Origin of the sequence: Actinoallomurus sp. NPDC050550, assembly GCF_040655075.1 — a bacterium.
Classification (GTDB): domain Bacteria; phylum Actinomycetota; class Actinomycetes; order Streptosporangiales; family Streptosporangiaceae; genus Actinoallomurus.
The window spans coordinates 58,331-83,619 of sequence record NZ_JBFAJC010000035.1 but is presented as its reverse complement, the minus strand read 5'-3'; the positions used below and the strand labels follow the sequence as shown (position 1 = coordinate 83,619).

General features: G+C 70.9%; 23 protein-coding genes. 13 read left to right on the top strand and 10 right to left on the bottom strand.

Annotated features, from left to right (window positions below; all coding sequences use genetic code 11):
• Positions 1-28 precede the first annotated feature (28 nt).
• The 4 genes from AB0I04_RS36455 to AB0I04_RS36440 all read left to right on the top strand — a co-directional run bounded on the left by AB0I04_RS36455 (position 29) and on the right by AB0I04_RS36440 (position 5,046).
• On the top strand, positions 29-1,525 hold the full coding sequence (locus AB0I04_RS36455; protein ID WP_360895261.1) for a metallophosphoesterase: 1,497 nt from the start codon (positions 29-31) through the stop codon (positions 1,523-1,525).
• A 104-nt stretch (positions 1,526-1,629) separates the two neighbouring features.
• Positions 1,630-2,223: a DUF4234 domain-containing protein gene (locus tag AB0I04_RS36450; RefSeq protein ID WP_360895258.1), complete on the top strand. Its 594-nt coding sequence runs from the start codon at positions 1,630-1,632 to the stop codon at positions 2,221-2,223.
• A 108-nt stretch (positions 2,224-2,331) separates the two neighbouring features.
• Positions 2,332-4,059: a bifunctional 3'-5' exonuclease/DNA polymerase gene (locus AB0I04_RS36445; RefSeq protein WP_360895254.1), complete on the top strand. Its 1,728-nt coding sequence runs from the start codon at positions 2,332-2,334 to the stop codon at positions 4,057-4,059.
• Positions 4,060-4,209: 150 nt separating this feature from the next.
• Complete coding sequence (locus tag AB0I04_RS36440) at positions 4,210-5,046, top strand: alpha/beta hydrolase (RefSeq protein ID WP_360895251.1); 837 nt, start codon at positions 4,210-4,212, stop codon at positions 5,044-5,046.
• A 113-nt stretch (positions 5,047-5,159) separates the two neighbouring features.
• On the opposite strand, the gene AB0I04_RS36435 is transcribed toward AB0I04_RS36440, so the two are convergent.
• From AB0I04_RS36435 to AB0I04_RS36405, 7 genes are all read right to left on the bottom strand, one after another.
• The gene (locus AB0I04_RS36435; RefSeq protein WP_360895248.1) at positions 5,160-6,443 is read right to left on the bottom strand and encodes a flavin-dependent oxidoreductase; all 1,284 of its coding nucleotides are present in this window, start codon (positions 6,441-6,443) and stop codon (positions 5,160-5,162) included.
• Between the two features lie 97 nt (positions 6,444-6,540).
• Complete coding sequence (locus tag AB0I04_RS36430) at positions 6,541-8,235, bottom strand: thiamine pyrophosphate-requiring protein (protein ID WP_360895245.1); 1,695 nt, start codon at positions 8,233-8,235, stop codon at positions 6,541-6,543.
• Between the two features lie 47 nt (positions 8,236-8,282).
• Positions 8,283-9,032, bottom strand: coding sequence for an ABC transporter ATP-binding protein (locus AB0I04_RS36425; RefSeq protein ID WP_360895242.1), 750 nt, complete (start codon positions 9,030-9,032; stop codon positions 8,283-8,285).
• The gene (mdlC, locus tag AB0I04_RS36420; RefSeq protein WP_360895239.1) at positions 9,029-10,660 is read right to left on the bottom strand and encodes a benzoylformate decarboxylase; all 1,632 of its coding nucleotides are present in this window, start codon (positions 10,658-10,660) and stop codon (positions 9,029-9,031) included. Before mdlC ends, AB0I04_RS36425 begins: the two co-directional genes overlap by 4 nt.
• Positions 10,657-11,514 carry an ABC transporter permease gene (locus AB0I04_RS36415; RefSeq protein WP_360895236.1) on the bottom strand — a complete coding sequence of 286 codons (858 nt, stop codon included), beginning with the start codon at positions 11,512-11,514 and terminating at the stop codon, positions 10,657-10,659. Before AB0I04_RS36415 ends, mdlC begins: the two co-directional genes overlap by 4 nt.
• Positions 11,511-12,320, bottom strand: a complete 810-nt coding sequence (locus AB0I04_RS36410; protein WP_360895233.1) for an ABC transporter permease — start codon at positions 12,318-12,320, stop codon at positions 11,511-11,513. Before AB0I04_RS36410 ends, AB0I04_RS36415 begins: the two co-directional genes overlap by 4 nt.
• A gap of 10 nt (positions 12,321-12,330) precedes the next feature.
• Complete coding sequence (locus tag AB0I04_RS36405) at positions 12,331-13,317, bottom strand: ABC transporter substrate-binding protein (protein WP_360895230.1); 987 nt, start codon at positions 13,315-13,317, stop codon at positions 12,331-12,333.
• A 681-nt stretch (positions 13,318-13,998) separates the two neighbouring features.
• Between AB0I04_RS36405 and AB0I04_RS36400 the strand changes: the two genes are divergently transcribed.
• From AB0I04_RS36400 to AB0I04_RS36360, 9 genes are all read left to right on the top strand, one after another.
• Positions 13,999-16,986 carry a nitrate- and nitrite sensing domain-containing protein gene (locus tag AB0I04_RS36400; RefSeq protein ID WP_360895347.1) on the top strand — a complete coding sequence of 996 codons (2,988 nt, stop codon included), beginning with the start codon at positions 13,999-14,001 and terminating at the stop codon, positions 16,984-16,986.
• A 26-nt stretch (positions 16,987-17,012) separates the two neighbouring features.
• Complete coding sequence (locus tag AB0I04_RS36395) at positions 17,013-17,384, top strand: roadblock/LC7 domain-containing protein (RefSeq protein WP_360895227.1); 372 nt, start codon at positions 17,013-17,015, stop codon at positions 17,382-17,384.
• A 2-nt stretch (positions 17,385-17,386) separates the two neighbouring features.
• On the top strand, positions 17,387-17,836 hold the full coding sequence (locus tag AB0I04_RS36390; RefSeq protein ID WP_360895224.1) for a DUF742 domain-containing protein: 450 nt from the start codon (positions 17,387-17,389) through the stop codon (positions 17,834-17,836).
• A 22-nt stretch (positions 17,837-17,858) separates the two neighbouring features.
• Positions 17,859-18,419: an ATP/GTP-binding protein gene (locus tag AB0I04_RS36385; RefSeq protein ID WP_360895221.1), complete on the top strand. Its 561-nt coding sequence runs from the start codon at positions 17,859-17,861 to the stop codon at positions 18,417-18,419.
• Positions 18,420-18,464: 45 nt separating this feature from the next.
• Complete coding sequence (locus tag AB0I04_RS36380) at positions 18,465-19,232, top strand: SGNH/GDSL hydrolase family protein (protein WP_360895219.1); 768 nt, start codon at positions 18,465-18,467, stop codon at positions 19,230-19,232.
• Between the two features lie 192 nt (positions 19,233-19,424).
• Positions 19,425-20,426: a LacI family DNA-binding transcriptional regulator gene (locus tag AB0I04_RS36375; RefSeq protein ID WP_360895216.1), complete on the top strand. Its 1,002-nt coding sequence runs from the start codon at positions 19,425-19,427 to the stop codon at positions 20,424-20,426.
• Positions 20,427-20,445: 19 nt separating this feature from the next.
• Entirely contained in the window at positions 20,446-21,201 is a 756-nt protein-coding gene (locus tag AB0I04_RS36370; RefSeq protein WP_360895213.1) for an ATP-binding cassette domain-containing protein, read from the top strand.
• An 83-nt stretch (positions 21,202-21,284) separates the two neighbouring features.
• Positions 21,285-22,304, top strand: a complete 1,020-nt coding sequence (locus AB0I04_RS36365) for an ABC transporter permease (protein ID WP_360895210.1) — start codon at positions 21,285-21,287, stop codon at positions 22,302-22,304.
• Between the two features lie 14 nt (positions 22,305-22,318).
• Entirely contained in the window at positions 22,319-23,287 is a 969-nt protein-coding gene (locus tag AB0I04_RS36360; protein ID WP_360895207.1) for an ABC transporter substrate-binding protein, read from the top strand.
• Between the two features lie 144 nt (positions 23,288-23,431).
• Here AB0I04_RS36360 and AB0I04_RS36355 read toward each other — a convergent pair whose 3' ends face one another.
• The 3 genes from AB0I04_RS36355 to AB0I04_RS36345 form a co-directional block, all read right to left on the bottom strand.
• Positions 23,432-24,400 (bottom strand): winged helix-turn-helix domain-containing protein, encoded by a 969-nt coding sequence (locus AB0I04_RS36355; RefSeq protein WP_360895204.1) that lies wholly within the window; start codon positions 24,398-24,400, stop codon positions 23,432-23,434.
• Positions 24,401-24,577: 177 nt separating this feature from the next.
• The gene (locus tag AB0I04_RS36350; protein ID WP_360895201.1) at positions 24,578-25,114 is read right to left on the bottom strand and encodes a hypothetical protein; all 537 of its coding nucleotides are present in this window, start codon (positions 25,112-25,114) and stop codon (positions 24,578-24,580) included.
• On the bottom strand, positions 25,111-25,254 hold the full coding sequence (locus AB0I04_RS36345; protein WP_360895198.1) for a hypothetical protein: 144 nt from the start codon (positions 25,252-25,254) through the stop codon (positions 25,111-25,113). The genes AB0I04_RS36350 and AB0I04_RS36345 overlap by 4 nt, the downstream gene beginning before the upstream one ends.
• Between the last annotated feature and the right edge of the window lie 35 nt (positions 25,255-25,289).

Below are 25,289 nucleotides of genomic sequence, written 5' to 3'. Positions count from 1 at the left end.
CAGTGACGACCGCTGTTACGGTGCCACGGTGCCTCCCTCTTCCCGCGACTCCGCGGCCGATGCCGGGTGGACGTGCCGGGAGCCGGGAACGTACACCTCCCTGCTGCCGCCGGACACCCGCGACCTGTCCTGGACGCGGCCGGGGACGCTCTGGCGGGCACGCAACGACGTGCTGGCGCGCTGGTTCGGCGACCCCACCGGCGACGAACGGGCGCGCTGGGTCGGTGAGCAGCTCGCGCGCGGCGCCGACCCGGAGTTCGCGATCCCGCGCGACGACCCCGACTCCTTCTCATTCATGATCCTCGGCGACACCGGCGAGGGCGACGGTTCGCAGTACGCGGTGGTTCCCGGCTTCGAGAAGATCGGCGCCGGTACCCGCTTCGCGATCATCGCCAGCGACGTGATCTATCCGACGGGGAGCGTGAACGAGTACCCCGCGAAGTTCTTCCGGCCCTACCAGGGCTACGACGCGCCGATCTACGCCGTGCCGGGCAACCACGACTGGTACGACGGCCTGGGCGGCTTCATGCGCGTCTTCTGCGGCGCGCCACCGCTGTCGCCGGACGGACGGCCGAAGGCGCTGTCGGCCGCGTGGTGGCGTCGGCTGTTCTGGAAGGAGCCGGACGTCGCCGACGAAAAGCTCCTCGCCGCGGGGCAGAGCATGCGGTCGGCGCCGGAACAGCAGGTGGTGCAGCCGGGCCCGTACTGGGCGATGGACGCCGGGCCGCTGCGCATCGTCGGCATCGACACCGGCATCCTCGGCGGGATCGACGCCGACCAGGGCGCCTGGCTGCGCAGAGTGTCGCAGGGACCCAGACCGAAGATCCTCGTCACCGGCAAGCCACTGTACGTGGACGACGCCCACCACCCATGCCCGATCGCGGGCGGCGGCACCGTGGACGACATCGTCCGCGACCCGGCCAACAACTACGTCGCCGCGATCGGCGGCGACATCCACAACTACCAGCACTATCCGGTGCGGGTCGGCGACCGCGTCATCGAGTACATCGTCTCGGGCGGCGGAGGCGCGTTCATGCACGCCACCCACACCATCCCGCGGGTGAGGATCGGCGGCGTCACCGAGGACGAGTTCCGCTGCTATCCGCTGCGCGGCGACTGCCTCGCCTTCTACAGCCGGCTGTACGGCAGACGGCTGCGGCTGCGGCGGTTCTTCGAACTGTCCGAGGACCAGGCGGCGGCCGTGATCGCCCAGCGGCTCGACATGTCACCGCGCCGCGCGACCGAGGCGGCGGTGACCTGGCGCGCCAGGATCGTCGCGTCGCTGCTCGGCGTGCCGCCGCGCCCGCACCGCCGGTCCCGGCTGCGGCTTCCGGTACGGCGCATCTACCAGCGGTTCCTCTCGCCGATGTCCGATTCGAACCACCCACCACTGTTCAAGAGCTTCCTGCGTCTCGACGTGACGCCGGAACGGCTGCGCATCCGCAGTTTCGCCGCCACCGGGTGCCGTGAGCACGAGCTTGACCCGCCCGTCGAGGACGAGATAACGATTCACTTCTCGCAATAACGAATCACCGGGAACCTCGACACCTCCGGGCGCGTCGATCAAAGATGTCCCTTACGACCGCCCCGAGAACGGTCGTGATCCCCTATCCCAGGAGAAACCGCTTAATGAGTAATCCCTACCCCCAGCCACAGCAGTACCCCGGAGGGGGACCCCAGCATCAGGGCCAGCCGCAATACCAGGGGCAGCAGCCGCAGTACCAGGGGCAGCCCCAGTACCAGGGCCAGCAGCCGCAGTACCAGGGGCAGATGGTCCCCGCCCAGCACGGCGGCGCGCCGGCGCAGCACGGGCAGCAGGCCCTCATGGGCATCCAGATGAAGCGCCGCAACCCGGTCGGCGTCTGGCTGGGCCTGCCGCTGATCACCCTGGGCATCTACAACCTGGTCTGGTACTACTCGGTCCACGCCGAGCTGGCGAACTTCGACCGCCGCCGTCAGATCAGCGCCGGGATGGCGATCTGCTCGTTGCTGTTCGGGTGGATCACGCTGTACATCTGGCCGCTCATCTCGTGGATCAGCCTCGGCGGGCACATCCGCGAGGCTCAGCGGTCCGCCGGCCTACAGCCCACCTGCAGTGGTGGTATGGGCTTCCTGCTGGGCCTCATCGGCTTCGGCACGCTGTACTACCAGATCCAGCTGAACAAGGTCATCGACCGGTACAACGGTGCGCCCACCGGCGCACAGGTTCCGCTCGCCGCCTGACCCGAGACGTCCCGGGGCCGGCCGGACCCGGCCCCGGATGCCTTCCGCCGTCATCGTGCGCGCCGCCACCGATCCGAAATCGTCGGTGGGTCCGGGCAGAATCGACCCATGCGGATCGCAGTCGGCGCGGTGGGGGAGGGCGGTGTCCTGCAACCCGTCACGGAGGACGGCGCCCCGGCCGGTCCGGCCGAGCAGGTCGCCGACCTCATCTCCGCGATCGCCCGGCGCGAGGCCGCCGCGTCCCGGTCCGGCGGAGCGCGAGATGACCCGGCGGGATCGCCCGGTGAAGCTCCGGGCGAGACGGCTGCACCGTCCGGCAGCGCACGGGGTGGCGCGGCACCGTCTGGTCGCGTCCGCTGGGTGTGGCCCTCGACCGCCGGTGTCTATCCGCGCCTGCTGAAGGCGGGAGTCCGCGTCGCGCGCTGTCACGACCTCGAGCTCACCGAGACGCTCCTGCTGGGGCACGCCGGCCGGTTCGGAGAGCCGCGCTCGCTCGCGGCGGCCCTGGCCCGCCTGCGCGGCCTGCCGGTCCCGGACGATCCGGTCGCCGGCGACGACCTGCCGACGCTGTTCGACGAGGGCCCCTCCGATGACATCGACGCGATCGTCGCCGTCCATACCGAGCAGCAGCGGCGGGTCGCCGAGACGGGGCTGCGGATGCTCGTCGCGGCCGAGTCGGCGGGCGCGCTCGTCGCGGCGGAGATGGGCCACGACGGTCTGCCCTGGCGCGCCGACGTCCACGACACCCTGCTGACCGAGCTCATGGGGCCCCGGCCGGCGCCGGGCCTGCGGCCGCGCGTGCTCCAGCACCTCGCCGATCGGATCGGCGACGCGTTCGGCCGGCGGATCAACCCCGACTCGCCGTCGCAGATCGTCAAGGCCTTCGCGCAGGCGGGCGTGCGGATCCCCTCGACACGGTCGCACGTGCTCCGGGAGGTCGAGCATCCCGCCGCCCAGTTGCTGCTGGAGTACAAGGAGCTGGCGCGCCTGTACGTCGCGCACGGCTGGTCATGGGCCGACACCTGGGTGCGCGACGGCCGGTTCCGCCCGGAGTACGTCGTCGGCGGCGTCGTCTCCGGCCGCTGGGCCACCAACGGCGGAGGAGCGCTGCAGATCCCGAAGGTGCTGCGGCGCGCGGTCGTCGCCGATCCGGGCTGGAGTCTCGTGGTCGCCGACGCCGCCCAACTGGAGCCGCGCGTGCTCGCCGCGCTCGCCGGTGACCGGGCATTCGCCGCCGCCGCCGGCGAGAACGACCTGTACTCCGCGCTGGCGGGCGCCTTCGGCGGCGCCCGCGACAAGGCCAAGATCGCGATGCTGTCCGCGATGTACGGCGGCACGAGCGGCGAGGCGCCACAGCTGCTGGCGGTGATGCGCCGCCGGTTCCCCGCCGCGTACGACTATGTCGAGGCGGCGGCCCGCGCCGGTGAGGCAGGCCGGGTGGTGCGGTCCCGGCTCGGGCGCACCAGTCCGCCGCCGTCGCAGGCGTGGCGCGACCTCGCCGTCCAGGACGGCGGCGGCTCGGCGGTGCGCAGCCGCGGCCGGTTCACCCGCAACTTCGTGGTCCAGGCGAGCGCCGCGGACTGGGCGCTCGTGCTGCTGGCGGCGCTGCGCCGTAGGCTGACCGCCCTCGGCACCGGCGACGCCTCCCGTGTGCCGCGGCTGGTCTTCTTCCAGCATGACGAGGTGATCGTGCACGCCCCCCAGGAGCTCACCGAGGCGGTGATCGCCGCGGTCCGGGAGTCGGCGGTGGAGGCACGTCGTCTGGTGTTCGGCGACACACCGGTCCGCTTTCCGATGGAGGCCGTCGCGGTCGAGTGCTACGCGGACGCCAAGTGACCCGGGTGGACCGGCCCTCCGGAGGACTCCCACGGCACATCGCCACCGCTCACGCGCCGCGGTGATGAAGCTCGCGTTTGCGGACGTCGGCGGCACGGTAGGTGACTGGTCTGTCCGTTTCGTGCATCTCACGCCGGAGGTTGAGGATCATTGGGTGATTGGCGGCTGACCAGGACGTACCAGGCCGGCTCGGGGGAGGTCCGCTGGGACCGGCTCGGCGATCGAGGAGGGCCGCCCGTCGTGCTGCTGCACGGCACGCCCTTCTCCTCGTACGTCTGGCGCGGGATCGCGCGAGCGCTGGGCCGGCGCCACGAGGTCTTCGTCTGGGACATGCCCGGCTACGGCGCCTCGGAGAAGTTCGAGGGACAGGACGTCTCGCTGGCCGCGCAGGGCGCGGTGTTCGCCGAACTGCTGGCCCACTGGGGCCTCGACGAGCCGCTGGTGGTCGCGCACGACTTCGGAGGTACGGTCGCGATGCGCGCGCACCTTCTGCACGGCGCGCGCTACCGCGGGCTCGCGCTCGTCGACACGGTCACCCTCACGCCTTGGGGGTCACCGTCCTTCCGGCTCCTGGGGGAGCACCACAAGGTGTTCGAGCAGCTCCCGCCCGCGCTGCACGGCGCGCTCGTACAGGAGTACCTCGGCTCGGCGAGCGCACGCGGCCTGCATCCGGACGTCCTGGAACGCCTCGTCGAGCCCTGGCTCGACGACCCCGGCCGGCCCGCGTTCTACCGCCAGATCGAGCAGGCCGACCAGCGTCACACCGCGGAGGTGCAGGACCGGTACGGCACCATCGACGTCCCGGTGCTGGTCTGCTGGGGCACCGACGACGCGTGGATTCCGGTCGACAAGGCCCACGAACTGGTCGCGCGGATCCCCGGAGCCCGGCTCCACCTCGTCTCCGGAGCCGGACACCTGATCCAGGAGGACGCTCCCGCCGAGCTCACCGCCGTGCTCGCCGAATTCCTGCGCGACCTCACCGGCTGACTCGGCCGCCACGGCTCGTCCGCCTGCCGACCGGGCCGCGACGGCTCGTCCGCCTGTTGGCCCGGCCGCTCTCGCCCGTACGTGGGTGGACGGCCGCGGACCGGGTGCGGTGGTCAGCCGTGGGTCGGGCGGACCGGGTCCCACGACTCCCGGCGGTTGAGGGCCTCGGCGTCCACGTCGGTCGTCTTCTGCCAGGCCGCGCGCACGCTGACGAGCTCCTCGGCGTCGAGAACGTCCTCGATCCGGGTGAACCCCTCGGGCGCGCGCTCGGCGATCAATTCGAGCATCCGGTCCAGCGGCATGTCCCGGCAGGCCAGCACGACCGCGTTGGCCTCGGCCCGCCGTACGGTCTCGTACGAGCGCAGCCCGGCGACCGGGTCGGTGGCGAGGGAGAGCAGCTCACGAGCGAGGATCCGGGCGTCCAGGATCGCCTGCGAGCCGCCGTTGGAACCGACCGGGTACATCGGGTGGGCGGCGTCGCCGGCCAGCGTCACCCGGCCCCGGCTCCAGAACGGCAGCGGGTCGCGGTCGACCATCGGGTAGTCGAGGATCCACTCCGACCTCGACAGCAGGCCGGGCACGTCGAAGCCGTCGATGCGCCAGCCGGCGTAGTACGGGAGCACGTCCTCAAGCCGGCCCTCGGTCGTCCAGTTCGCAATGGTGCTCTCGGTCTCCGGACTCGAGGAGACGCGGACCTCGGCCACCCAGTTCACGAGGGCGCGGCCACGCTCGGCCGCCGCCTTGGAGATCGGGTACAGGACCATGCGGCCGGTGCTGTGGGTGCCGACGACCAGCATGGTGTCACCAGTGAGGAACTCGTCGACCTCGGCGACGCCGCGCCACATGCGGACGCCGTTCCACAGCGGTGCGCCCTCGTCCGGGTGCAGCAGCCGCCGGACGGCGGAGAAGATGCCGTCCGCGCCGACCAGCACGTCCGCGCGAAGGGTGACGATGTCGCCGTCGGCCCGGTCGCGCAGCCGCGCGTCGATCCCCTCGGGGTCCTCCTCGTACGCCTCGAAGGAGAGCCCGGTCCGTACGGCGTCGTGGCCGAGCCGTTCGCGTACCGCGTCGAGGAGCAGCATCTGCAGCTCGCCGCGGTGGATGGAGTACTGCGGCCAGGTGTACCCGGCGTGGCGGCCGCGCGGGTGAACCGCGATCCGGTTGCCGAACCGGTCCATCGTGATCATCTCGCGGGTCCGGATCCCGGTGGCGTCGAGGGACTCGGCGAGCCCGAGCTCGGTCAGCTCGCGTACGGCGTGCGGCTGCAGGTTGATGCCCACGCCGAGCGGCCCCAGCCGCGGCGCCGCCTCGACGACGCGTACGCCGACGCCGGCCTTGTCCAGCGCGAGTGCGGTCGTCAGACCGGCGATGCCCGCGCCCACGATCAGCACGTCCACGACAGTTCCTCCCGTGTTGCGCGTTCTCATGAAGGAGCGGGCGGTCGCGTAGGCCCCGCCCGACCGGGGCCGGCCGGACCGGCCCCGGGAGCAGCGGTCAGTCCCGCGCGATGCGGACGTCCACCACCGCGGCGCGCCCGGCCTCGAGGGCCTTCAGCGCCCGCCGCAGGGCGGGGACCAGCTCCGCGCGGTCGTCGACGCTCTCGCCGTGCGCGTGGCAGGCGCGGGCCACCGCCGCGAAGTCGGGCGGGCTCTGGAACCGCGTGCCGACCGCGTCGCCTCGCGCCGCCGAACGCCCCTCGGGGAACAGCTCGAACACCGGGAGCCGGCTCGCCCGGTAGCCGTCGTTGTTGAGCACGACGGTGAGGGTGGGCGCGTCCGCCTCCGCGGCCAGGCACAGCGCCGCCGTCGGCACGCCGAACATGAAGCTGCCGTCTCCGACGACGGCCACGACGCGCCGCTCGGGTGAGGCGAGCTTGACGCCGACGGCGCCGGCGAGTCCCCAGCCCAGTCCCGGGCTGCCCGTCCCGGCGAGGGTGCCGGGCATGCTGCGCTGCAGGATCTCGCGGAGCGCCGTCGCGTTGGTGACCGCCTCCTCGACGACGATGTCGTCGGCCTGGAGGACCGCGTTCAGCGCCGCGAAGACCTCCGGCGCCTGGATGGGGCCGTCCAACGCGTTGTCCGCACCGGTGGTGGCGTCGGCGTCCAGATCCGCGCCGCTCCACTTCGCCGCCGGGTCGACGTCCCGCAGTGCCTCCGCGACCTGGTCGAGCACGGTCGCGCCCTCCGCGGCGACCGCCAGGTCCGCGGGGAAGGACCAGAGCGGCATGTCCTCCCGCAGCGGATCGGCGGCGATCTGGACGATCGTCGCGTCCGGGGCCGGGCGGACGAATTTGGGGATCCACGGCACGTCGCAGTCGGCGACAACGATCAGGTCGGCCTCGGTGACGAGTCGCCGGGCGGTCGCCATCGAGCGGACCCGCAGCGGATGCGCGGTGTCGATGTTGACGCAGCCGCTCTCGGGCATGTCGACGACGCGGGCGCCGGTGCGCTCGGCCAGCCGCGTGACCACGGCGAACCCGTCGTGGCGCCGGGCGGTCCGCGCCGTGATGAGCAGCGGCCGCTCCGCCTCAGTAAGCAGGTCCGCGATCCGCCGTACGGTCTCGGCGTCGGCGGCGGGCGGCCCTGGGACGGCGTAGCCGGTCGTCCGCCCCGCCTCCGCGGCCGGCGGGTCCATCAGGACGTCGCGGGAGACCATGAGGTAGGCGGGGCCCGGCAGTCCTCCGCGGGCCACCTGCACGGCGCGGCCGATCGCCCGGGGCAGGACGTCCGCTCGGGTGATCTCCAGCGTCCACTTGGCGTAGCCGCGGACGGCACCCGCCTGGTCGGGCACGTCCTGTTGCCAGTGGATGGTGTGCGCACGCCCTCCGGGGGAGTCCGCCTCCTCCCCGTACGGGGTCTTGCCGGCGATGACGATGACGCCCGCCCGGTCGCGCAGCGCGTTGTGCATCATGGCGCCGAGGTTCTGCGTGCCGACGTCGACGTGGACGAAGACGGCCTGGGGACGCCGGGTCACCTGCCAGTATCCGTGCGCGGCGGCGAGGGCCACCGACTCGAACGTACAGGGAATGATCCGCGGCATCCCGACGCCCGCCTCGGCGAGGGTGATCGCCGCCTCCTGCAGAGGAGCCGAGTCGGTGCCCGGATTCAGGAACAGATGGTCGACGCCGTGCTGGTGGAGGAGCCACAGCAGGTGCTCGGCCGTGGTGGTGGGTCGGAATTCGTCGCTCACGTGGTCTCTCCGCTGGGGGATGTGGGGCTGCGCGAACGGGATCAGGTCTAGGCGCGGACGAGCCGGCCGACCTCGGCGCGCATGTGCACGAACTCCGGCAGTTCCCGGGTGGTGATCTGGTCGCGTTTCGACGGCAGCCCGACCGCCAGGTCGGCGACGACCCGTCCCGGAGCCCGGCTGAGCACGACGACCCGGTCCCCGACGTAGACGCTTTCGTCGATGTCGTGCGTGACCAGCAGGATCGTCATGCCCTCGTTACGTACCTGCAGGACGAGGTCCTCCAGGTCCTCACGGGTCTGCGCGTCGACGGAGCCGAACGGCTCGTCCATCAGCAGCAGCGCGGGCCGGTACGCGAGGGCGCGGGCGATCGACACGCGCTGCTGCATCCCGCCCGACAGCTGCCAGGGGTACTTCTGCGCCGCGCCCGCGAGGCCCACCGCCTCGAGCACCCGGAGCGCGGTCGACTGCCGCTCGGCCTTGGACCTGCCGCGCCGGCGCAGGGGCAGCGCGACGTTGTCGCGCACGGTCAGCCAGGGCAGCAGGGAGCGGCTGTAGTCCTGGAAGACGACGGCCAGATTGTCGGGCACGTCGTTGATCTGCACGCCGTTCAGCGCGATCCGGCCCTGCGAGGGCTTGATCAGCCCGGCGATGCAGCGCAGCAGCGTGGACTTGCCGCAGCCGGACGGTCCGACGATGCTCACCAGCTCGCCCTGGGCGATCTCGAGGTTCACATCTTCCAGGGCCGTGTGGTCGGCGTAGTAGTGACCGACCTTCTCGATCTCGAGCAAGAGGTTCACCTGGTCCCGGAGTCGTTGGGGGAGGAGTAGGCGGAGGACGTGCCGGCGGCCATGGTCACGTCCAGGATGAACGGGCCGTCCTGCCCGAACGCGTGCGACAGCGACTCGGCGAGGTCCGCGGCCCGGTCCACCCGGCGTCCCGGGCAGCCCAGCCCCGCGGCGACGGACACGAAGTCGATGCCGTGCAGGTCGGTTCCCGGCACGTCGGGGATGTCGATGCGGCGGCCGAGCGCCTTCACGGCCTCGTACGCCTGGTTGTTCAGCACGATGAAGGTGACGGGCGCTCCGTGCCGCGCCGCCGTCCACAGCGCCTGGATCGAGTACATGCTGGAGCCGTCGCCGACCACGCAGACGACCCGCTCGCCGGTTCCGGCGAGGGCCCGGCCGACCGCGACCGGGAGCCCCCAGCCGAGCGCCCCGCTGCCCGTGGTGAGGAATCCTCCGGGCCGGGTGATGGGCAGCCGGTCGTGGAGCGCGTCCCGGTGGCTGGGTGCCTCCTCCACCAGGACCGCGTCGTCGGGCATGAGCCCGCGCAGGGTCTCGACGACCAGCGCCGGCTCGATCGGATCGGTCACCGGGGGAGCGGCGAGCCGGGGCCGGGGAGGCGGGGCCGGCCGGTCCGCCTTTTCGACGAGTTCGAGCAGGGCGGTGACGCCGGCGCGGATCGTCGTGAGCACGCTCGTCCCCACCGGCGCCCAGGCCGTCTGCGCGGGATCGCAGTCGAGGTGGAACAGCCGCGCGCCGTCCGGCAGGTACGGGCCCTCGGTGTGCACGTGGTACGTGAAGATCGGCGCGCCGATCGAGACGATCACGTCGTACGGTTCGAGGGCGCGGGCGAGCTGGTCGCGCACCGGAGGCAGGAAGCCGCGGAAGAGACGGTGGTCCTCGGGGAAACCCGACCGGCTGGACAGCGGGCTGATCCACACCGCCGCGCCGGTGCGCTCGGCCAGCCCGATGACGGCGGGCGACGCGCCGTCGTCGTCGACGCCGGCGCCCACGATGATCGTCGGATTCCGGGCGGCGTTCAGCGCGTCCGCGAGCTCCCGCAGCGCCCGAGGGTCGCCGACGAAGCCGGCGTGGACCTCGCGCGGTTCGACCGGGTGCGCGGGACGACCCCAGTCATCCTCCGGGACCGAGATGAACACCGGGCCGCGCGGCGGCGTCATCGCCACGTGGTACGCCTCGGCGAACGCCGCCGGGACGTCCTCGGCGCGTTCAGGCTGGCGGCTCCACTTGACGTACGGGCGGGGGAACAGCGCCGGTTCGTCCGCGGACAGGAAGGGGCGGGTCGGGAGCATCGCGCGCGACTGCTGCCCCGCGATGACGAGGAGCGGCACCCGGTCGCGGTAGGCGTTGAAGACCGCGCCGAGCGCGTGTCCCACGCCGCCCGCCGAGTGCAGGCTGACGACGGAGGCGCGGCCGGTGCCCATGGCGTGCCCGGCCGCGGCCGCCACCGCGACGGACTCCTGCAGCCCGAGGATGTAGGTGAAGTCCTCGGGCCAGTCCTGGAACATGCGGAGCTCGGTGGAGCCGGGGTTGCCGAACAGGGTGGTCAGGCCGGTCCGCCGGAGGAAGTCGAAGACGGCGTCGCGAACCGTGAATTCCGTCCCATGCCGAGCCGTGCTCATGTGCTCTCCGTTCTGCGGGCCGATCGATGCCATGCCAGCGAGCGGCGTTCCACCGCCAGGAGCATCATGTTGAGCACGTAGCCGAGGATTCCGAGCAGGACGATGCTCGCCCACACCGTCGGCAGGTCCGATCGGCTCTGGGCGTCGTTCATCATGTACCCGATGCCGTTGGTGGTGCCGGGCAGCAGCTCGGAGAACACCATCAGGATCAGCGCGAGCGACAGGCTGAGCCGTAGTCCGGCGAAGACCTTGGGCATCGTGGACGGCAGGATGATCTTGAAAAGCCGGGTGGTCGCCGACAGCCTGAACACCCGGGCGGTGGCCAGCTGCAGCTGGTCGACCGAGCGCGCGCCGTCCGCCGTGTTGAGCAGGATCGGCCAGATGGCGCTGAAGATGATCGAGGCGAGCTGCATCGGGGTGCCGAACGTGAACAGCACGACGAAGACCGGCGCGAGCGTCGGAGGCGGGATGACGCGGAAGAACTGGAACAGCGGGTCCAGGTAGGCGAACATCCGGTCGGAGCGGCCGAGCAGCAGCCCCAGCGCCACGCCGACGACGGTCGCGGCGGCGAGTCCGATGGCCATCCGGGCGAGACTGGGCAGGATGTTGTCCGTCGCCGTGGACGTCAGGAACAGGTGCGACACCGGCCCGGAGAACCACAGGTGGTACATCTGCTTGACGATCTTCGAGGGCGGCGGGAAGAACACGCTCTTCGCCGCGCGCGTGCCGAGCTCCCAGAGGACGACCACGACGATCAGCGCGAGCCAGCGGTGCAGGGCCCCGGCGAGCACGCCCAGGCCGTAGCGGGCCGGCCGGGTGTCGGCGCCGGTGGTGGCCGTGGTGGTACTGCTCATGACCGGCCTCCCGACTGCGCGGCGTGCCAGCGGAACAGCCGCTGCTCGGCCTGGACGAGCAGGGCGTTGATGATCAGGCCGAGGGCACCCGCCCATACGGTGCCGGCCAGCACGTCCTTCGCACTGTCCGTCCCGTTCTCCGCCTGGGCGATGAAGATCCCGATGCCCTGGCCGAAGCCCGACAGGATCTCGGTGCCGACCGCGAGGATGAGGGCGACGGCCGCGGCCAGCCGGATGCCCGTCGCGATGAACGGGGCCGCGGCCGGGAGCGAGACCCGCCACATGACGGCCAGCCGGCCGAAGCCGAACGTGCGCAGGGTCTCCTTGGCCACCGGGTCGACGTCCTGCAGACCGTAGATGGTGTTGTACAGCACCGGCCAGAGCGAGGCGTACACGATGAGCGTGCTCTCCGTCCTGATCCCCGCGCCGAGGATGAGGCCGACGAGCGGGATGAGCGCGACGGAGGGGATGGGCCGCAGGAACTCCAGGATCGGCCGGAGCGCGACGCCGACGGCGGGAACTCCACCGATCAGCAGGCCGAGCGGCACCCCGCCTGCGACGGCGATCGCCAGCCCGAGGGCCCACGCCTTGATGGTGCTGAGGAGGTTCGTCTGGAAGTCCGGGTCGGCGGCCAGCCCGACCGCCCGCACCAGGATGTCGGAGGCGGGCGGGAGATAGGAACGGTCGACGATCCCCGCCCGGCCGAGGATCTCGCTCGCGGCCACGAGAATCGCGAGCCCGACGGCCCCGCGCAGCCACCTTCCGCTGCGCGAGAGCCGCCGGGTTCGCGGGTTGTGCTCGGTCATACCTTTGTGATCACTTGCCTGAGGGGCTGAAGATGAGGCTCTTGGCGTCGATCTTGCTCTTGAGCAGGCCGTTCGTCTGCATGAGGTCGAGCAGCCGCTGGATGCGCGCCGGGTTGATGTCCGACGCGTAGCCGGGCAGGCTCAGGACGGACGCCGTCTGCGCGTCGACGTGCGCGTACCCCGGGAGCACCGACTCGACCTGCTTGCGGTCGCTCGACGCGAGCTGCTGCCCCTTCTCGAGCGCCCGCTGGAACGCCGCCGCGGTCTTCGGGTACTTCGTCACCCAGTCCTGGGTCGAGAAGTAGCCGCTGACCGGCAGGTCGGTGACCGGGGCGCCACCCGCGTCGAGGACCATCCGCGCGCCGAGCTTGCGCTGCATGTCCGTGCCGAAGGGCTCGGCGGTCAGCGCGACGTCGATCTGGTGCTTCTGCAGCGCGGCGCCCATCTGCGGGAACAGGACCTGGACGTAGTGGACCTTCGAGGGGTCGACGTTGTTCGCCTTGAGGACCTCGTTGAAGGTCAGGCTCTGGATGTTGTTGGGAATGTGGACGGCGATCTTCTTGCCCTCAAGGTCCTTCGGCTGCTTGATGGGCGAGTCCTTCGCCACCATCGCCGCCATGAAGCGGGGGGCGGAATCGGCGGCGTCGCTGACGATGCGGATGTTCATCGCATGGGTGGCATACATCTCAATGAACGAGACGTAGTTACCGCCGGCGATGACGTCGACCTGTCCGTTCTTCAGAGCCGGCACAGCGTCGGTGCTCTTCGCTACCGGCACCAGCTTTACGTTGAGCCCTTCGGCTTGGAAGAGCTTCTGCTTCACGGCGACATGCAGACCCGCGGAGTCGACCACGGGCAGGGCTGCGACTGTGACGGTCTTCTTCTCGAGGCCACTTCCTGAGGAGGAGGACTTTGAGCCGCCCCCGCAGCCCACGGCAAGGGCGGCGGTGAGAAGAAGACTCGTGAGGAGGGCGGGGCGAGACCCAAACCGTCTCATGGCGCTCCTTTGTAGGAGAAGAGGGGAAGAGGGAGCAAGCGGGGTAACGGGGGTCGCGCGCGCGGTCAAGCGTCTGTCAACTCGACAAACCGCTTTTTGGCGCGAACAGGGGGGAGGTTACAGCACCAGTCCCCTGATGCGCAGTGGACAGAACCGCACTTGTTTACCTTCCGTCAAGATCGATTCGCCCCGATATGTCCTATATGTACCGATCTCACGGTGTTACGACCCTCGAAGCGCGCTCTGTGTCCACCTGGGGGCCCGTGCGTGCGGATCTGGGGCCGTCATGGCCGGGGTTGGCGGCCCCTGCGGCCGCCCGGCCGGGGGCGGTGTCCAGGCATCCGTGGCCGCCCGTCGCCGGTCCCTTGCGAACCGTGAAATCGCTGTGGTCCATTGCTGAGTGCGATGACTCTCGTCAACATGCCGTCTAATATCACGCAGCATGAATGGCGAATTACGTTCCGTTAGTGGCGGTTGAGCGACTTTCGGTTACACTGAGCGGCGATGAGGTTACTCCTACATCAAACCGGCTTGCAGTATTTGGATCTCTTTGCGAGTGGTCCCCGCTGTGTGCTGCAATGTCGGACGCTGGACGGAAGACGCGATGGACCCCCTAGTCAGCGCCTCCTTTTCTAACCAGCACGGATCCTTACCGTGAGAGGGTGTAAACGCCAAGTGCGGATGCAACCAAACGACGAACCTGGTGACCGCACTCCGCTGCCGATGGCGGTGGAGGATGGCGGCACCTCGCCTTCCGGGTCTGCGGGGCCCGGCAGCAGGTTCCGGCTGCGTAACTGGCGCGTGCGACAGCGGTTGATCGCCCTGATCCTGATCCCGACGGTCGTCGCGCTCGCCTTCGGTGGGCTGCGGATCGCCACCTCTGTCAGCCAGGAGCAGTCGTACAGCCGGGTCGAGCGGCTGGCGGAACTGGGCAGCCAGATCACCACTCTCGTTCACGCTCTCAGCAGCGAACGAGACCTGACGGCCGCCTACATCTCGGCCAACCGTGATCCCGCGTTGCTCTCGCAGGTGGAGCAGGCGTACCCGAAGGCCGACGCTGCCGCTGTGCAAGTGCGGAAGCTCGCCGACGGCATCAACGCGTCGTACGGCGCGCAGGTCGTCGCGAACACCACCCGCATGCGGAACCGGCTGGACGCCATCAGCAACCTGCGCCAGAACGCCGCCAAGACCAAGATGCCGGCGGCGTCCGTGATCCTCGTCTACTCCGAGTCGATCCAGGACCTGCTGGCCTTCAACGACGTCATCTCCCAGGGCGTCGCGGACGAGAAGCTCTCCAACTCCGTCCGTGCCCTCGTAGCCCTCTCGCGCGCCAAGGAGCAGGCCTCCGAGCAGCGCGCGGTCCTGTACTCGGCCGCGCTGGGCGGCTCCATCGGCGTCAGCGACATGACGTCCCTCTCCGCGGCCGTGGCCCGGGAGGACAGCGAGATCGCCTCCTTCCGAGAAGCCGCGACGTTCGAGCAGGCCCAGCTGTTCGACGACACCGTCATCGGCCCGCAGGTCGACAACTCGGCCGTGCTCCGGCAGCGGGCGATCTCCCTGGGGCTCGGCGGCAAGGCCGCCAAGCACCTGGACCTCGATCCCCAGACGACCGATGACGCGGGAGAGTGGCTCACGGCGTCGACCGCGAAGATCGACCTCATGCGCCAGGTCGAGAAGAAGCTCTCCGATCAGGTCATCGCGGGCAGCAAGGACCGCCGGGACAGCGCCCTGCAGTCGGCGATCCTCAACGCCGCCGCGATCGTCATCGTCCTCATCCTGGTCCTGATCGTCACCCTCGTGATGGCGCAGTCCCTCGTCAGCCCGCTCCGCCGGCTTCGCTCCGGCGCACTGGACGTCGCGAGCCACCGCCTGCCGGAGCTGGTGCGCCGGCTGCGCGACCCGGAGGCCGGCAACGAACCGATCACGGTCGAGCCGATCGCCGTCCAGAGCACCGACGAGATCGGAGAGGTTGCCCGCTCCTTCGACGAGGTCAGCCGCGAGGCCGTACGCCTGGCGTCCAACGAGGCGCTGCTGCGGGGCAACGTCAACGCGATGTTCGTCAACCTCTCCCGCCGTAGCCAGTCGCTGATCGAGCGTCAGCTGCGGCTGATCGAGGACCTGGAGCAGAGCGAGCAGGACTCCGCCCGGCTGGAGGCCCTGTTCAAGCTGGACCACCTCGCGACCCGTATGCGGCGCAACGGTGAGAACCTCCTCGTTCTCGGCGGCCAGGAGCAGACGCGCCGCTGGAACAAGCCGGTCGCGCTGGTCGACATCGTCCGGGCCTCGCTGTCCGAGGTGGAGCAGTACGAACGGGTCACCCTGCGGATCCAGGACGACGTCTCGGTCGTCGGCCGGGTCGTCAACGACCTCGTGCACCTGGTGGCCGAGCTGGTGGAGAACTCGACGGCGTTCTCCCCGGAGCACACGAAGGTCGCGGTGTCCGGCCACCTGCTCAGCGGCGGCGGCGCGATGCTCCAGATCTCCGACAACGGCGTCGGCATGTCGCCGGAGGAGCTGGAGGAAGCCAACTGGAAGCTGGCCAATCCGCCGACCATCGACGTCTCGATCTCCCGGCGGATGGGCCTGTTCGTGGTCGGCCGGCTGGCGCAGCGCCACGGTATCCGGGTGGAGCTGCGCGCGGCCCTGTCGGGCGGCCTCACCGCGTTCGTGATCCTTCCTGCGAACGCCATCCACGGCCAGGACGCGAATCAGCCGAGCCCCCGGCGCCTCGACTCGCCCATGGAGGCGGCGGTCCGGCGCCCGCTCGCGGCCGAGGCGCCCGCCGCGCGCGGGCAGCTGTCCCGGGGCCCGGAGCCGGTCGCCGCGGCACCGGTGCCGGACACACCGTGGGAGCCCGCGCGGAACTTCACCGAGTCGGAGCCCGACACCGCGCCGTTCGAAAGGCAGTCGCCGCGCGCCCCGAGGGAGGCGCCGCGGAACCCGGCCGAGCCGCCCCGGAACCCGTCGGAACCGGTCTGGAACCCCCGGGAGGCCGCAGGGCCGCCGGCGGAGCCGGCGCGCAACCAGGCCGAGCCGCCGCAGGGATCGCCGCTGCCCAAGCGCAAGCCCGCGAGCACTTCGCCGCCCGGACGGAGCGCCGCGCCGTCGGCGCCGGGCCGCTCGGGTCCCCCGGCGGGCGCTCCGCCCGCGGCGCGTCCGGCGCGGCCGCAGAACCCGCCGTTCCCCCCGGCGCGGCAGCCGGCTCGGCCATCGGTGACGGGATCGACACACGACGCGAGTCGTTTGGGCGACGAGAACGGAGGACGTTCCCCTATCTTCGAGGCAATGCAGTCGGAATGGTTCCAACGCCGCAAGACAGGATCAATGGCCAAGTCTGAGTCGCCCCCTCCGCAGGAATGGTCCTCGCCCGCAGACGAGGGATTCCGCGCGGCGGAGACGGTGCGCGCCCCCGCGGTGGGTGGGAAGACCGCGGCCGGCCTGCCGAAACGGGTTCCCGGAAACAACCGGATCCCCGGATCGGTAGGCTCGGCGAGGCCGGCGCCACCACAGCCTCAGCAATCGGTCCAGCAACCGGTCCAACCGGCCCGGCCGGCCTTCCAGCCGCCGGAAGCCGAGACGGTACGGAACCGATTCTCCAGCTTCCAGCAGGGCGTACGCAGGGGTCGCGCCGCGATCCGGCCCGAAGATGATGAACGGGAGAACCAGTGAACAGCCGCCAGGATCTCAGTTGGCTGGTGACCACATTCGTCGAGCGCGTACCGCGTGTCGCGCACGCGGTAGTGGTGTCCTCCGACGGCCTGCCGATGGCGTACTCCGAAGGATTCCCGGCCGACCGCGTCGACCAGCTCGCCGCGATCGCCTCCGGGTTGACCAGCCTCACGGCGGGTGCGGCGCGGATCTTCGAGGGCGGGGCGGTCACCCAGACCCTCGTTGAGATGGAACGCGGTCTCCTCTTCGTGATGGCTATCAGTGATGGCTCGGTGCTCGGCGTCCTCGCCGCGCCCGACTGCGACATGGGATTGGTGGCCTACGAAATGGCACTGCTCGTCGAGCGCGTCGGTCGGGTGCTGACCCCGGCGTTGCGCGCGGAACCAGGGATCGGTTAAGGGTGGACGGCGGCCGGTACGGAAACCGGGACTTCGGCGCGTATCGCGGGCCGGGGTCCGGACCGCACCACAACCCGCCGCCGAGGCCGCCTTCGCCGCCCTCGGAGACGGGAGAATCGAGCTCGCTGGTACGGCCGTACGCCGTCACCGGTGGGCGTACCAAGCCACGGTACGACCTGCCCATCGAGGCGTTGATCTCGGCGGCGCCGTACCCCCGCCGGGACATCACCACTCTCACTCCTGAATTCAAAGCCATCATCGATCTATGCCGGAACTGGCGTTCGGTGGCGGAGGTGTCAGCGCTGCTGAGGTTGCCGCTCGGCGTCGCGCGTGTGCTCATCGCTGACATGGCACACGAAGGACTGGTGCGGGTGCACCAGTCCCCCTTCACCGAGGGACAGCCCGACCTCCAGCTGCTGGAAAGGGTTCTCGTTGGACTTCGCAAGCTCTAGTCCGGGCGCCGCCTCGCCCGGCATGACCTCCGTAAAGATCATCGTAGGAGGCGGCTTCGGCGTCGGGAAGACGACCTTCGTCGGCTCGGTCTCGGAGATCATGCCGCTGACGACCGAGGCCGTGATGACGTCGGCCAGCTCGGGGGTCGACGACCTTTCCGCGACGCCGGACAAGACGACCACCACGGTGGCCATGGACTTCGGCCGGGTGAGCCTCGACCAGGAGCTCATCCTGTACCTGTTCGGCACCCCCGGTCAGCACCGGTTCTGGTTCATGTGGGACGACCTGGTGAAGGGCGCGATCGGCGCGGTCGTACTCGTCGACACCCGCCGGCTGGCCGACGCCTTCCCGGCGGTCGACTACTTCGAGGAGTCCGGCATGCCGTTCGTCGTCGGCGTCAACGGCTTCGACGGCGTCTACAACCACGGCATCGAGGACGTACGGGAGGCGCTGACCATCGGGCCGCACGTCCCGATCGTCACCTGCGACGCCCGGAACCGCGAGTCGACCAAGATGACACTCATCACGCTCGTCGAGCACGCCATGACCATGCGGGCGAGGGGCGTACCGATCAACCACTGAGCCCGGTTCGCCGCCTAATGCCGGTCTGTTGCATTATTGTCCGACGTGACTGAAGCTTCGACGTACACCTCCTTTGTCGCCATCGGCGACAGCTTCACGGAGGGCCTGGAGGACCCGGCCCCGGCCGCGGGCTACCGCGGCTGGGCCGATCGGCTCGCCGAGCACCTCGCCGCCGAAGGTCCCGGACTCCACTACGCCAACCTCGCCGTCCGTGGTCGGCTGCTGCGGCAGATCGTCGACGAGCAGGTGCCCCGGGCGGTGGAACTGCGGCCCGACCTGATCACGTTCGCCGGCGGAGGCAACGACCTGCTCCGGCCCGGCGCCGACCCGGACGCGCTCGCGGCGATGTTCGACGCCGCCGTCCGGCGGCTGCGTGAAACCGGCGCCGAGGTGCTGATCTTCACCGGCTTCGACCCCCGGGACGTGCCGGTCCTGCGCCGCATCCGCGGCAAGGCGGCCATGTTCAACCTGCACCTGCGCGCCATCGCCGACCGCCGCGACTGCCACCTGGTCGACCTGTGGTCGATGCGGCTGCTGCTCGACCCGCGTGCCTGGGCGCAGGACCGCATCCACCTTTCCCCGGAGGGGCACCGCCGGGTCGCCCTCGCCGCCTGCCAGGCGCTGGACGTACCCGTGACGGGCGACTGGCGCGATCCCTGGCCGTCGGCGCCGCCGGTCGACTGGCTCACCTCCCGACGGAACGACCTGCAGTGGGCCCGCGCGTACCTCCTGCCGTGGATCCAGCGGCGCCTGCAGGGTCGCTCGTCGGGCGACGAGGTCGTCGCCAAGCGGCCGGACCTGCTCCCGCTTTGAACCGGGCCGTACGGCCGGGGTCCCCCGAGCCGCGCTGAGCCGGGCCCCGGACGGACGCGGTTCCGGCCGCGCGTTCCGAGCCGCTGTACGGATCGTCGCGATCATGGTGATCTTTTAAGGTCTGGCGGTCTTGACGCATGCGTCCGATGATGAGATGACAACGTTGTCGTCTTATTGGACCGAAGGGGACGCATGCGGCCGACCATGAGGGACGTCGCCCGGCGGGCGGGGGTCAGTCTCAAGACGGTGTCCCGCGTCGTCAACGGCGAGGTGGGCGTCCGGCCGGACACCGTGGAGAAGGTGAACGACGCCATCGCCGCGCTGGGGTTCCGCCGTAACGACATCGCACGGGCCCTGCGCGGCGGGAAGCGGACCCGCAGCCTCGGGCTGGTCATCAAGGACGTCGGCAACCCCTTCTACTCGCAGATCGCGCGAGGCGTCGAGGAGGTCGCCCGCGCCCACGACCTGTTCGTGATCTCCGGGTGCTCCGACGAGGACCCCGCCCGCGAGCGGCACCTCATCCGCTCGCTGTGTGAGCGCCGGGTCGACGGGCTGCTCGTGGTGCCGTCCGCCGCCGACCACCGCTACCTGATCCCGGAGCTGAAGATGGGCACCGCGGCGGTGTTCATGGACCGTCCGCCCGAGGAGGCCATCCAGGCCGACGTCGTCCTCATCGACAACGTCGGTGGAGCGCGGGCCGGCGTCGAACACCTGATCGCGCACGGGCACCGCCGCATCGCCTGCCTCGCCGACCTGCCCGGCATCTTCACCGCCCGCGAACGCCGCCGCGGCTACGACGAGGCACTCCAGGCCCACGGCATCCCGGTCGACGAGTCACTGGTCCGCCTCGGCCCGCACGACGTGGCCGGGGCGGAGGCCGCAACGGCCGAGCTGCTGGCCCTCGGAGACCCGCCGACCGCCGTGTTCACCGGCAACAACCGGCTGACCATCGGGGCGCTGCGCGCCATCCAGGCGGCCGGTTCGCGGACGGCCCTCGTCGGGTTCGACGACTTCGAGCTCGCCGACATGCTGGCCACACCCGTGACCGTGGTGGCGCACTACCCGGCCGAGATGGGCCGCCGCGCCGCCCAACTGCTGTGCCGGCGCATGGACGGGGAGGACCTGCCGCCCCAGCGCGTGCTGCTGCCGACCCGCCTGATCGTCCGTGGCTCGGGGGAGTCGCCGCCGCTCTGACCCTAGGGAAGGTGCACCGTTGACCGAACCACTGCTGGAGGCACGAGGCGTCACCAAGCGCTTCGGCCATGTCCAGGCCCTGCGCGGGGCCGCCTTCACCGCCCATCCGGGTGAGGTCGTCGCCCTGATCGGCGACAACGGTGCCGGAAAGAGCACCCTGGTCAAGACACTGTCCGGCGCGCTGCGGCCGGACGCCGGGCAGCTCCTCCTCGACGGCCGGCCCGTGGAGTTCGCGAGCCCGGTCGACGCGCAGCGGCACGGCATCGAGACGGTCTACCAGGACCTCGCGCTCGCCCACGACCTCGACGCGAGCGCCAACCTGTTCCTCGGGCGGGAGCTGACCCGCTTCCCGCTGCTGAACATCCTCGACCGGGGCACGATGCGCCGGCGGGCGGCGGAGGCGTTCGACGAGCTCGGCATCCGGCTGCCCGACATGTCCGCGCCCGTACGGCAGCTGTCCGGCGGGCAGCGCCAGTGCGTCGCGGTGGCACGGGCCGTGGCCTGGGCGTCGAAGGTGGTCTTCATGGACGAGCCGACGGCGGCCCTCGGCGTCGTCCAGCGCAAACAGGTGCTCGACCTGATCCGCCGGGTCCGCGACCGGGGCGTCACCGTGGTGCTGATCAGCCACAACATGCCGGAGGTGCTCGCGGTGGCCGATCGCGTGGAGGTGCTGCGGCTCGGCCGCCGCGTCGCCCGCCTCACCGCCGCCGACACCTCCGTCGAGGAGCTCGTCTCCGCGATGACCGGAGGTCTGGACCAGGGGGAGGCGGCGTGACCGCGAGCGACCCCGACGCAGCGAGCGGAGTGGGCGGTGAGGTACGAGCCGCCCGCGGAGCGAGTGAGGAGGGCGAGCGAGCCATGAGCACAGTGACGGAGACGTACGACACGGCCGAGGAGACTCGTCGGCGGGGGCCGGCGATCCTGCGCAGCAACACGCTGTGGACGCTCGCCGTCCTGGTCGCCCTGTTCGTGTTCTTCGCCGTGCTCAAGCCGGCCGAGTTCGCCACGACCTTCAACATCCGCAACGTCCTCACCGAGTCGGCGATCCTGCTGGTGCTGGCGGTCGGAATGACGTTCGTCATCGTGACGGCGGGGATCGACCTGTCCGTCGGCTCGATCCTGGTGTTCTCGGGCGTCGTGGCGGCCAAGACCATGGTCGCGCTCGGCGGCACGACGGCGGGCTGGGGCGGGATCCTCCTCGGTGCGCTGGCGGGGATCGGCTGCGGCCTCGGCTGGGGGATCGTCAACGGCCTTCTCGTGGCCAAGGCGAAGATCCCGCCTCTGATCGCGACGCTCGGCACGCTCGGCGTCGCGCTCGGGCTCGCCCAGGTCATCACCAACGGGAGCGACGTCAACCGGATCCCGTCCAAGCTCTCCAACGTGATCGGCTTCGGCCTCGTCGCCGGCGTGCCGTGGCTGGTGATCATCGCGGGCCTGATCGCGGTCCTGTTCGGCCTCCTGCTCGCCTTCTCCCGGTTCGGCCGGCACACGTACGCGATCGGCTCCAACGCCGAGGCGGCGCGGCGCGTCGGCATCAAGGTCGACCGGCACCTGATCAAGATGTACGCGCTGTCGGGACTCCTGTCCGGGGTGGCAGGGGTGCTGTCCCTGGCGCACTACAGCACGACGACGATCGCCAGCCACACCTCCGACAACCTCGGCGCGATCGCCGCGGTCGTCATCGGCGGGGCGAGCCTGTTCGGCGGCGTCGGCGGGATCGGCGGGACGGTGATCGGCGTACTGATCCCCGGTGTCCTGCGCAACGGTCTCATCATCCTCGGGGCACAGCGGTTCTGGCTCGACGTGGCGGTCGGAGCCGTACTGGTCGTCGCCGTCTTCTTCGACCAGTTGCGCCGTCGGGCGCGAGAACGCGAATAGAGGGAGGAACGTCGGTGAACAGGTACGTCGTCGTCGCATCGGTGCTCGCGCTGGCCGTGACCGGAGCCTGCGGCTCGGACTCCTCGTCCGGCGGCACGTCGGGCGGCGCCAAGAAGATCACCCTGATCCAGGGCATCGCGAACGAACCGTTCTACATCTCCATGTACTGCGGGGCGAAGGAGGAGGCGGCCAAGCAGGGCGTCCAGCTCAGCGTTCAGGCCCCCGCGCAGTGGGACGTCGCCCAGCAGACCCAGGTCGTCACCTCGGTCGCGGCCTCCCGGCCCAAGGCGGTGCTGATCGCGCCGGTCGACAAGGACGCCATGGCCGGACCGGTCCGGCAGCTCAACGGCAACGGCAGCAAGGTGATCTTCGTGGACACCGACCTGTCCGACCAGTCCCTCGGCCTGTCCCGGATCTCCTCGGACAACAAGCTCGGCGGGCAGCTGGCCGCCCAGACGCTGGCCAAGCAGATCGGCGACAAGGGCAAGGTGGTCGTACTGGCTCCCAAGAAGGGCATCGCGACCACCGACGACCGGGTCACCGGCTTCAAAGAGGAGATCGCCAAGCATCCGAACATCAAGCTCGTCTCGGAGCAGTACCCCGGCGACGAGGCGGGCAAGGCCACCGAGATCGTCAACGGCGAGCTGTCCAAGAGCCCCGACCTGTCGGGCATCTTCGCGGCGAACCTCGTGACGGGGGAGGGCGCGGGGGCCGCGCTCAAGCAGGTCAAGAAGACCGGCGCCGTGAAGCTGGTCGAGTTCGACGCCAGCCCGAACCAGGTCGAGGACCTGAAAGCCGGCACGATCCAGGCGCTGATCAGCCAGGAGCCGCTGGACATCGGCCGCCAGGGGATCGACCAGGCCGTCGCCGCCCTCGGCGGCAAGCCGGTCACCAAGCAGATCAAGACCCAGCTCGTGGCGGTCACCAAGGACAACGTCGACCAGCCCGACATCGCCAAGTACCTCTACAAGCAGAGCTGCTGAAACCCTCCGGACCGCTGCGGTCCGTCCGGCGCACCCCGGACGGACCGGGCGGCGCGGCCCAGGGCCTGTCTCGAAGGCCCCGTCCGCCGCGAGAGGCGCCGCCTGGGCGCCGCGCAGTAGGACAGCGGGGCTTCGAGACAGGCCCTAGCCCGCGGAGTCGAGCAGGGCGACGGCGGCCGGTGTGGGGCTGTGCATCGCGAACGAGCCCATCCGCTGCGTCGTGATGAGGCCGGCCTCGCGGAGCACGGTGGCGTGCTGGCTCGCCGAGGCGTTCGACACGCCGACGCGTGCCGCCAGCTGAGTGGTGGTGCACGCCTCGACGGCGAGAGTCGACAGGATGACGGCCCGGGTACGGCCGATCAGAGCGGCCAGGGAGCCGGTCGCCGCGTGCTCCGACTCGAGCGCGGACCGGGCGAGCTCCCGGGCGATCGGGAACACCAGGGCCGGATGTGGGCCCGGGTCCACCAGCATGATCGGGTCTCTCCAGCAGAAGTAGGACGGCACGAGGAGCAGCCCGCGCCGTTCTAGGTGCACGTCGCGATCGACCGGATAGGGCAGTTCGAGGACCGGCTGTCGCCAGCGGGCCTGCGGATGCAGTCCGGTCAGCAGCCGGGTGACCCCCGTGTGCCGCAGCGTCCGGCCCCGAGCGGCGAGATCCGCGTGCACCTGCCGGTCGATCTGCCGGGCGAACGGCGCCACGGCGACCCGGTGGTACTCGCGGATCGCCTCGGTGAGCCGCCGCACGGCCCGCCGTGATCCATCGGCCAACGCCTGGACGGGGCTCGAGAGGCGACGCGCAGGGGCCAGCCTGGCGATGTCGGCCCGGATCCGCGGCACCGGGGTTGACAGGATCCGCTCCATTCCGTCATCCAGACCGTTGCCGCCCGGAGTCAGGAAGTCGGGGGAGTAGCCGCGCGGCGGTGCCAGCTCCAGGAGCCAGTGCGCGGAGGCCGGGAACCGCGCTCGGGCCTGCTGCCGCCACTGGTCGAACACCACGGATCCGTCCTGGTCGGCGAGCTTGTGCAGGCTCAGAAGCACGTCCCATGTCGGGTCGGACCCGGTGGCGAGCCGGGTCCGGCCGATATCTTCGAGAGTGAAGTGAATCCGCAGCATAAGACCCCCGTGTGGCCGCTGTGTCGTAGAGCGATATCTTGACGCCCGCTCTTCCGCACCCGGTGCCGACGTGTCCGGATCCGGCCACCGCTTCAGAAAACTTCGAAACGTCCGACCCGGCGGACGGCTTCCGTACGGCACTTCCGGCGGAGCCGTGAGGAGACGGCTTCTGCGCGGTCAGCCGTACCGTCGGCGGCGGATGGCGTACGCCACCGTGACGGCCGCCAGCAGCGGCCCCCAGGCGACCAGCGGCAGGTAGCACGCGGCCAGGATCACGGCCTTCGCGCCGTGTGGCATCTCCGGATCGCCGCTCGACGAGAAGCCGAAGACCAGCCGCGTCCAGATCAGCATCAACGCGATCGACCCGAGCGACGCCGGGATGATCGCCGCCAGCGGGCGGACCCGCCTGCGCCGCAGGAACGGCACCCACCGCGGCCAGACCTCGCCCCATGGACGGACGAGGCCCATGCTGAGGAACGCCACCGTCTCGGACACGGCGGTCAACGCGAGGACGTACGGCAGCATGTACCAAGGGCCGTGCCGCGGGTCCATGGAGCCCGTGAATCCCGCCGGAAGGCCGAGCCCGAACAGGATCCGCCAGATCCCCGACGGAAGCGCGCACCACATGGTCGCCTGCGCGGCCCAGTCGGCCCACCGCGGCACCCTGCCTCTGGTCCGCGGCTCGGCGTCGACCGGCACCTCGACGGCGGTCATCGCACGCTCCCGACCGTCCGGTCCGTCGCGGCGTGCCCGGGCTCGCCCGATCCAGTGGCCAGCATCGCTCCGGCGATCAGAGCCGTGAGCGCGGCGACCAGCGCCAGCTTGATCTTCAATTTTCGGTTCGGTCGGGACATCGCGCACTCCTGCGTCACGGGGTCGAGCCATGCGA

Excerpts from the sequence above, each read along its gene's own strand:
- AB0I04_RS36450 (WP_360895258.1), top strand. The coding sequence starts at position 1,630 with ATGAGTAATCCCTACCCCCAGCCACAGCAGTACCCCGGAGGGGGACCC.
- AB0I04_RS36445 (WP_360895254.1), top strand. The coding sequence starts at position 2,332 with ATGCGGATCGCAGTCGGCGCGGTGGGGGAGGGCGGTGTCCTGCAACCC.
- mdlC (WP_360895239.1), bottom strand. The coding sequence starts at position 10,660 with ATGAGCACGGCTCGGCATGGGACGGAATTCACGGTTCGCGACGCCGTC.
- AB0I04_RS36415 (WP_360895236.1), bottom strand. The coding sequence starts at position 11,514 with ATGAGCAGTACCACCACGGCCACCACCGGCGCCGACACCCGGCCGGCC.
- AB0I04_RS36410 (WP_360895233.1), bottom strand. The coding sequence starts at position 12,320 with ATGACCGAGCACAACCCGCGAACCCGGCGGCTCTCGCGCAGCGGAAGG.
- AB0I04_RS36405 (WP_360895230.1), bottom strand. The coding sequence starts at position 13,317 with ATGAGACGGTTTGGGTCTCGCCCCGCCCTCCTCACGAGTCTTCTTCTC.
- AB0I04_RS36400 (WP_360895347.1), top strand. The coding sequence starts at position 13,999 with ATGCAACCAAACGACGAACCTGGTGACCGCACTCCGCTGCCGATGGCG.
- AB0I04_RS36385 (WP_360895221.1), top strand. The coding sequence starts at position 17,859 with ATGACCTCCGTAAAGATCATCGTAGGAGGCGGCTTCGGCGTCGGGAAG.
- AB0I04_RS36375 (WP_360895216.1), top strand. The coding sequence starts at position 19,425 with ATGCGGCCGACCATGAGGGACGTCGCCCGGCGGGCGGGGGTCAGTCTC.
- AB0I04_RS36365 (WP_360895210.1), top strand. The coding sequence starts at position 21,285 with ATGAGCACAGTGACGGAGACGTACGACACGGCCGAGGAGACTCGTCGG.
- AB0I04_RS36355 (WP_360895204.1), bottom strand. The coding sequence starts at position 24,400 with ATGCTGCGGATTCACTTCACTCTCGAAGATATCGGCCGGACCCGGCTC.
- AB0I04_RS36350 (WP_360895201.1), bottom strand. The coding sequence starts at position 25,114 with ATGACCGCCGTCGAGGTGCCGGTCGACGCCGAGCCGCGGACCAGAGGC.
- AB0I04_RS36345 (WP_360895198.1), bottom strand. The coding sequence starts at position 25,254 with ATGTCCCGACCGAACCGAAAATTGAAGATCAAGCTGGCGCTGGTCGCC.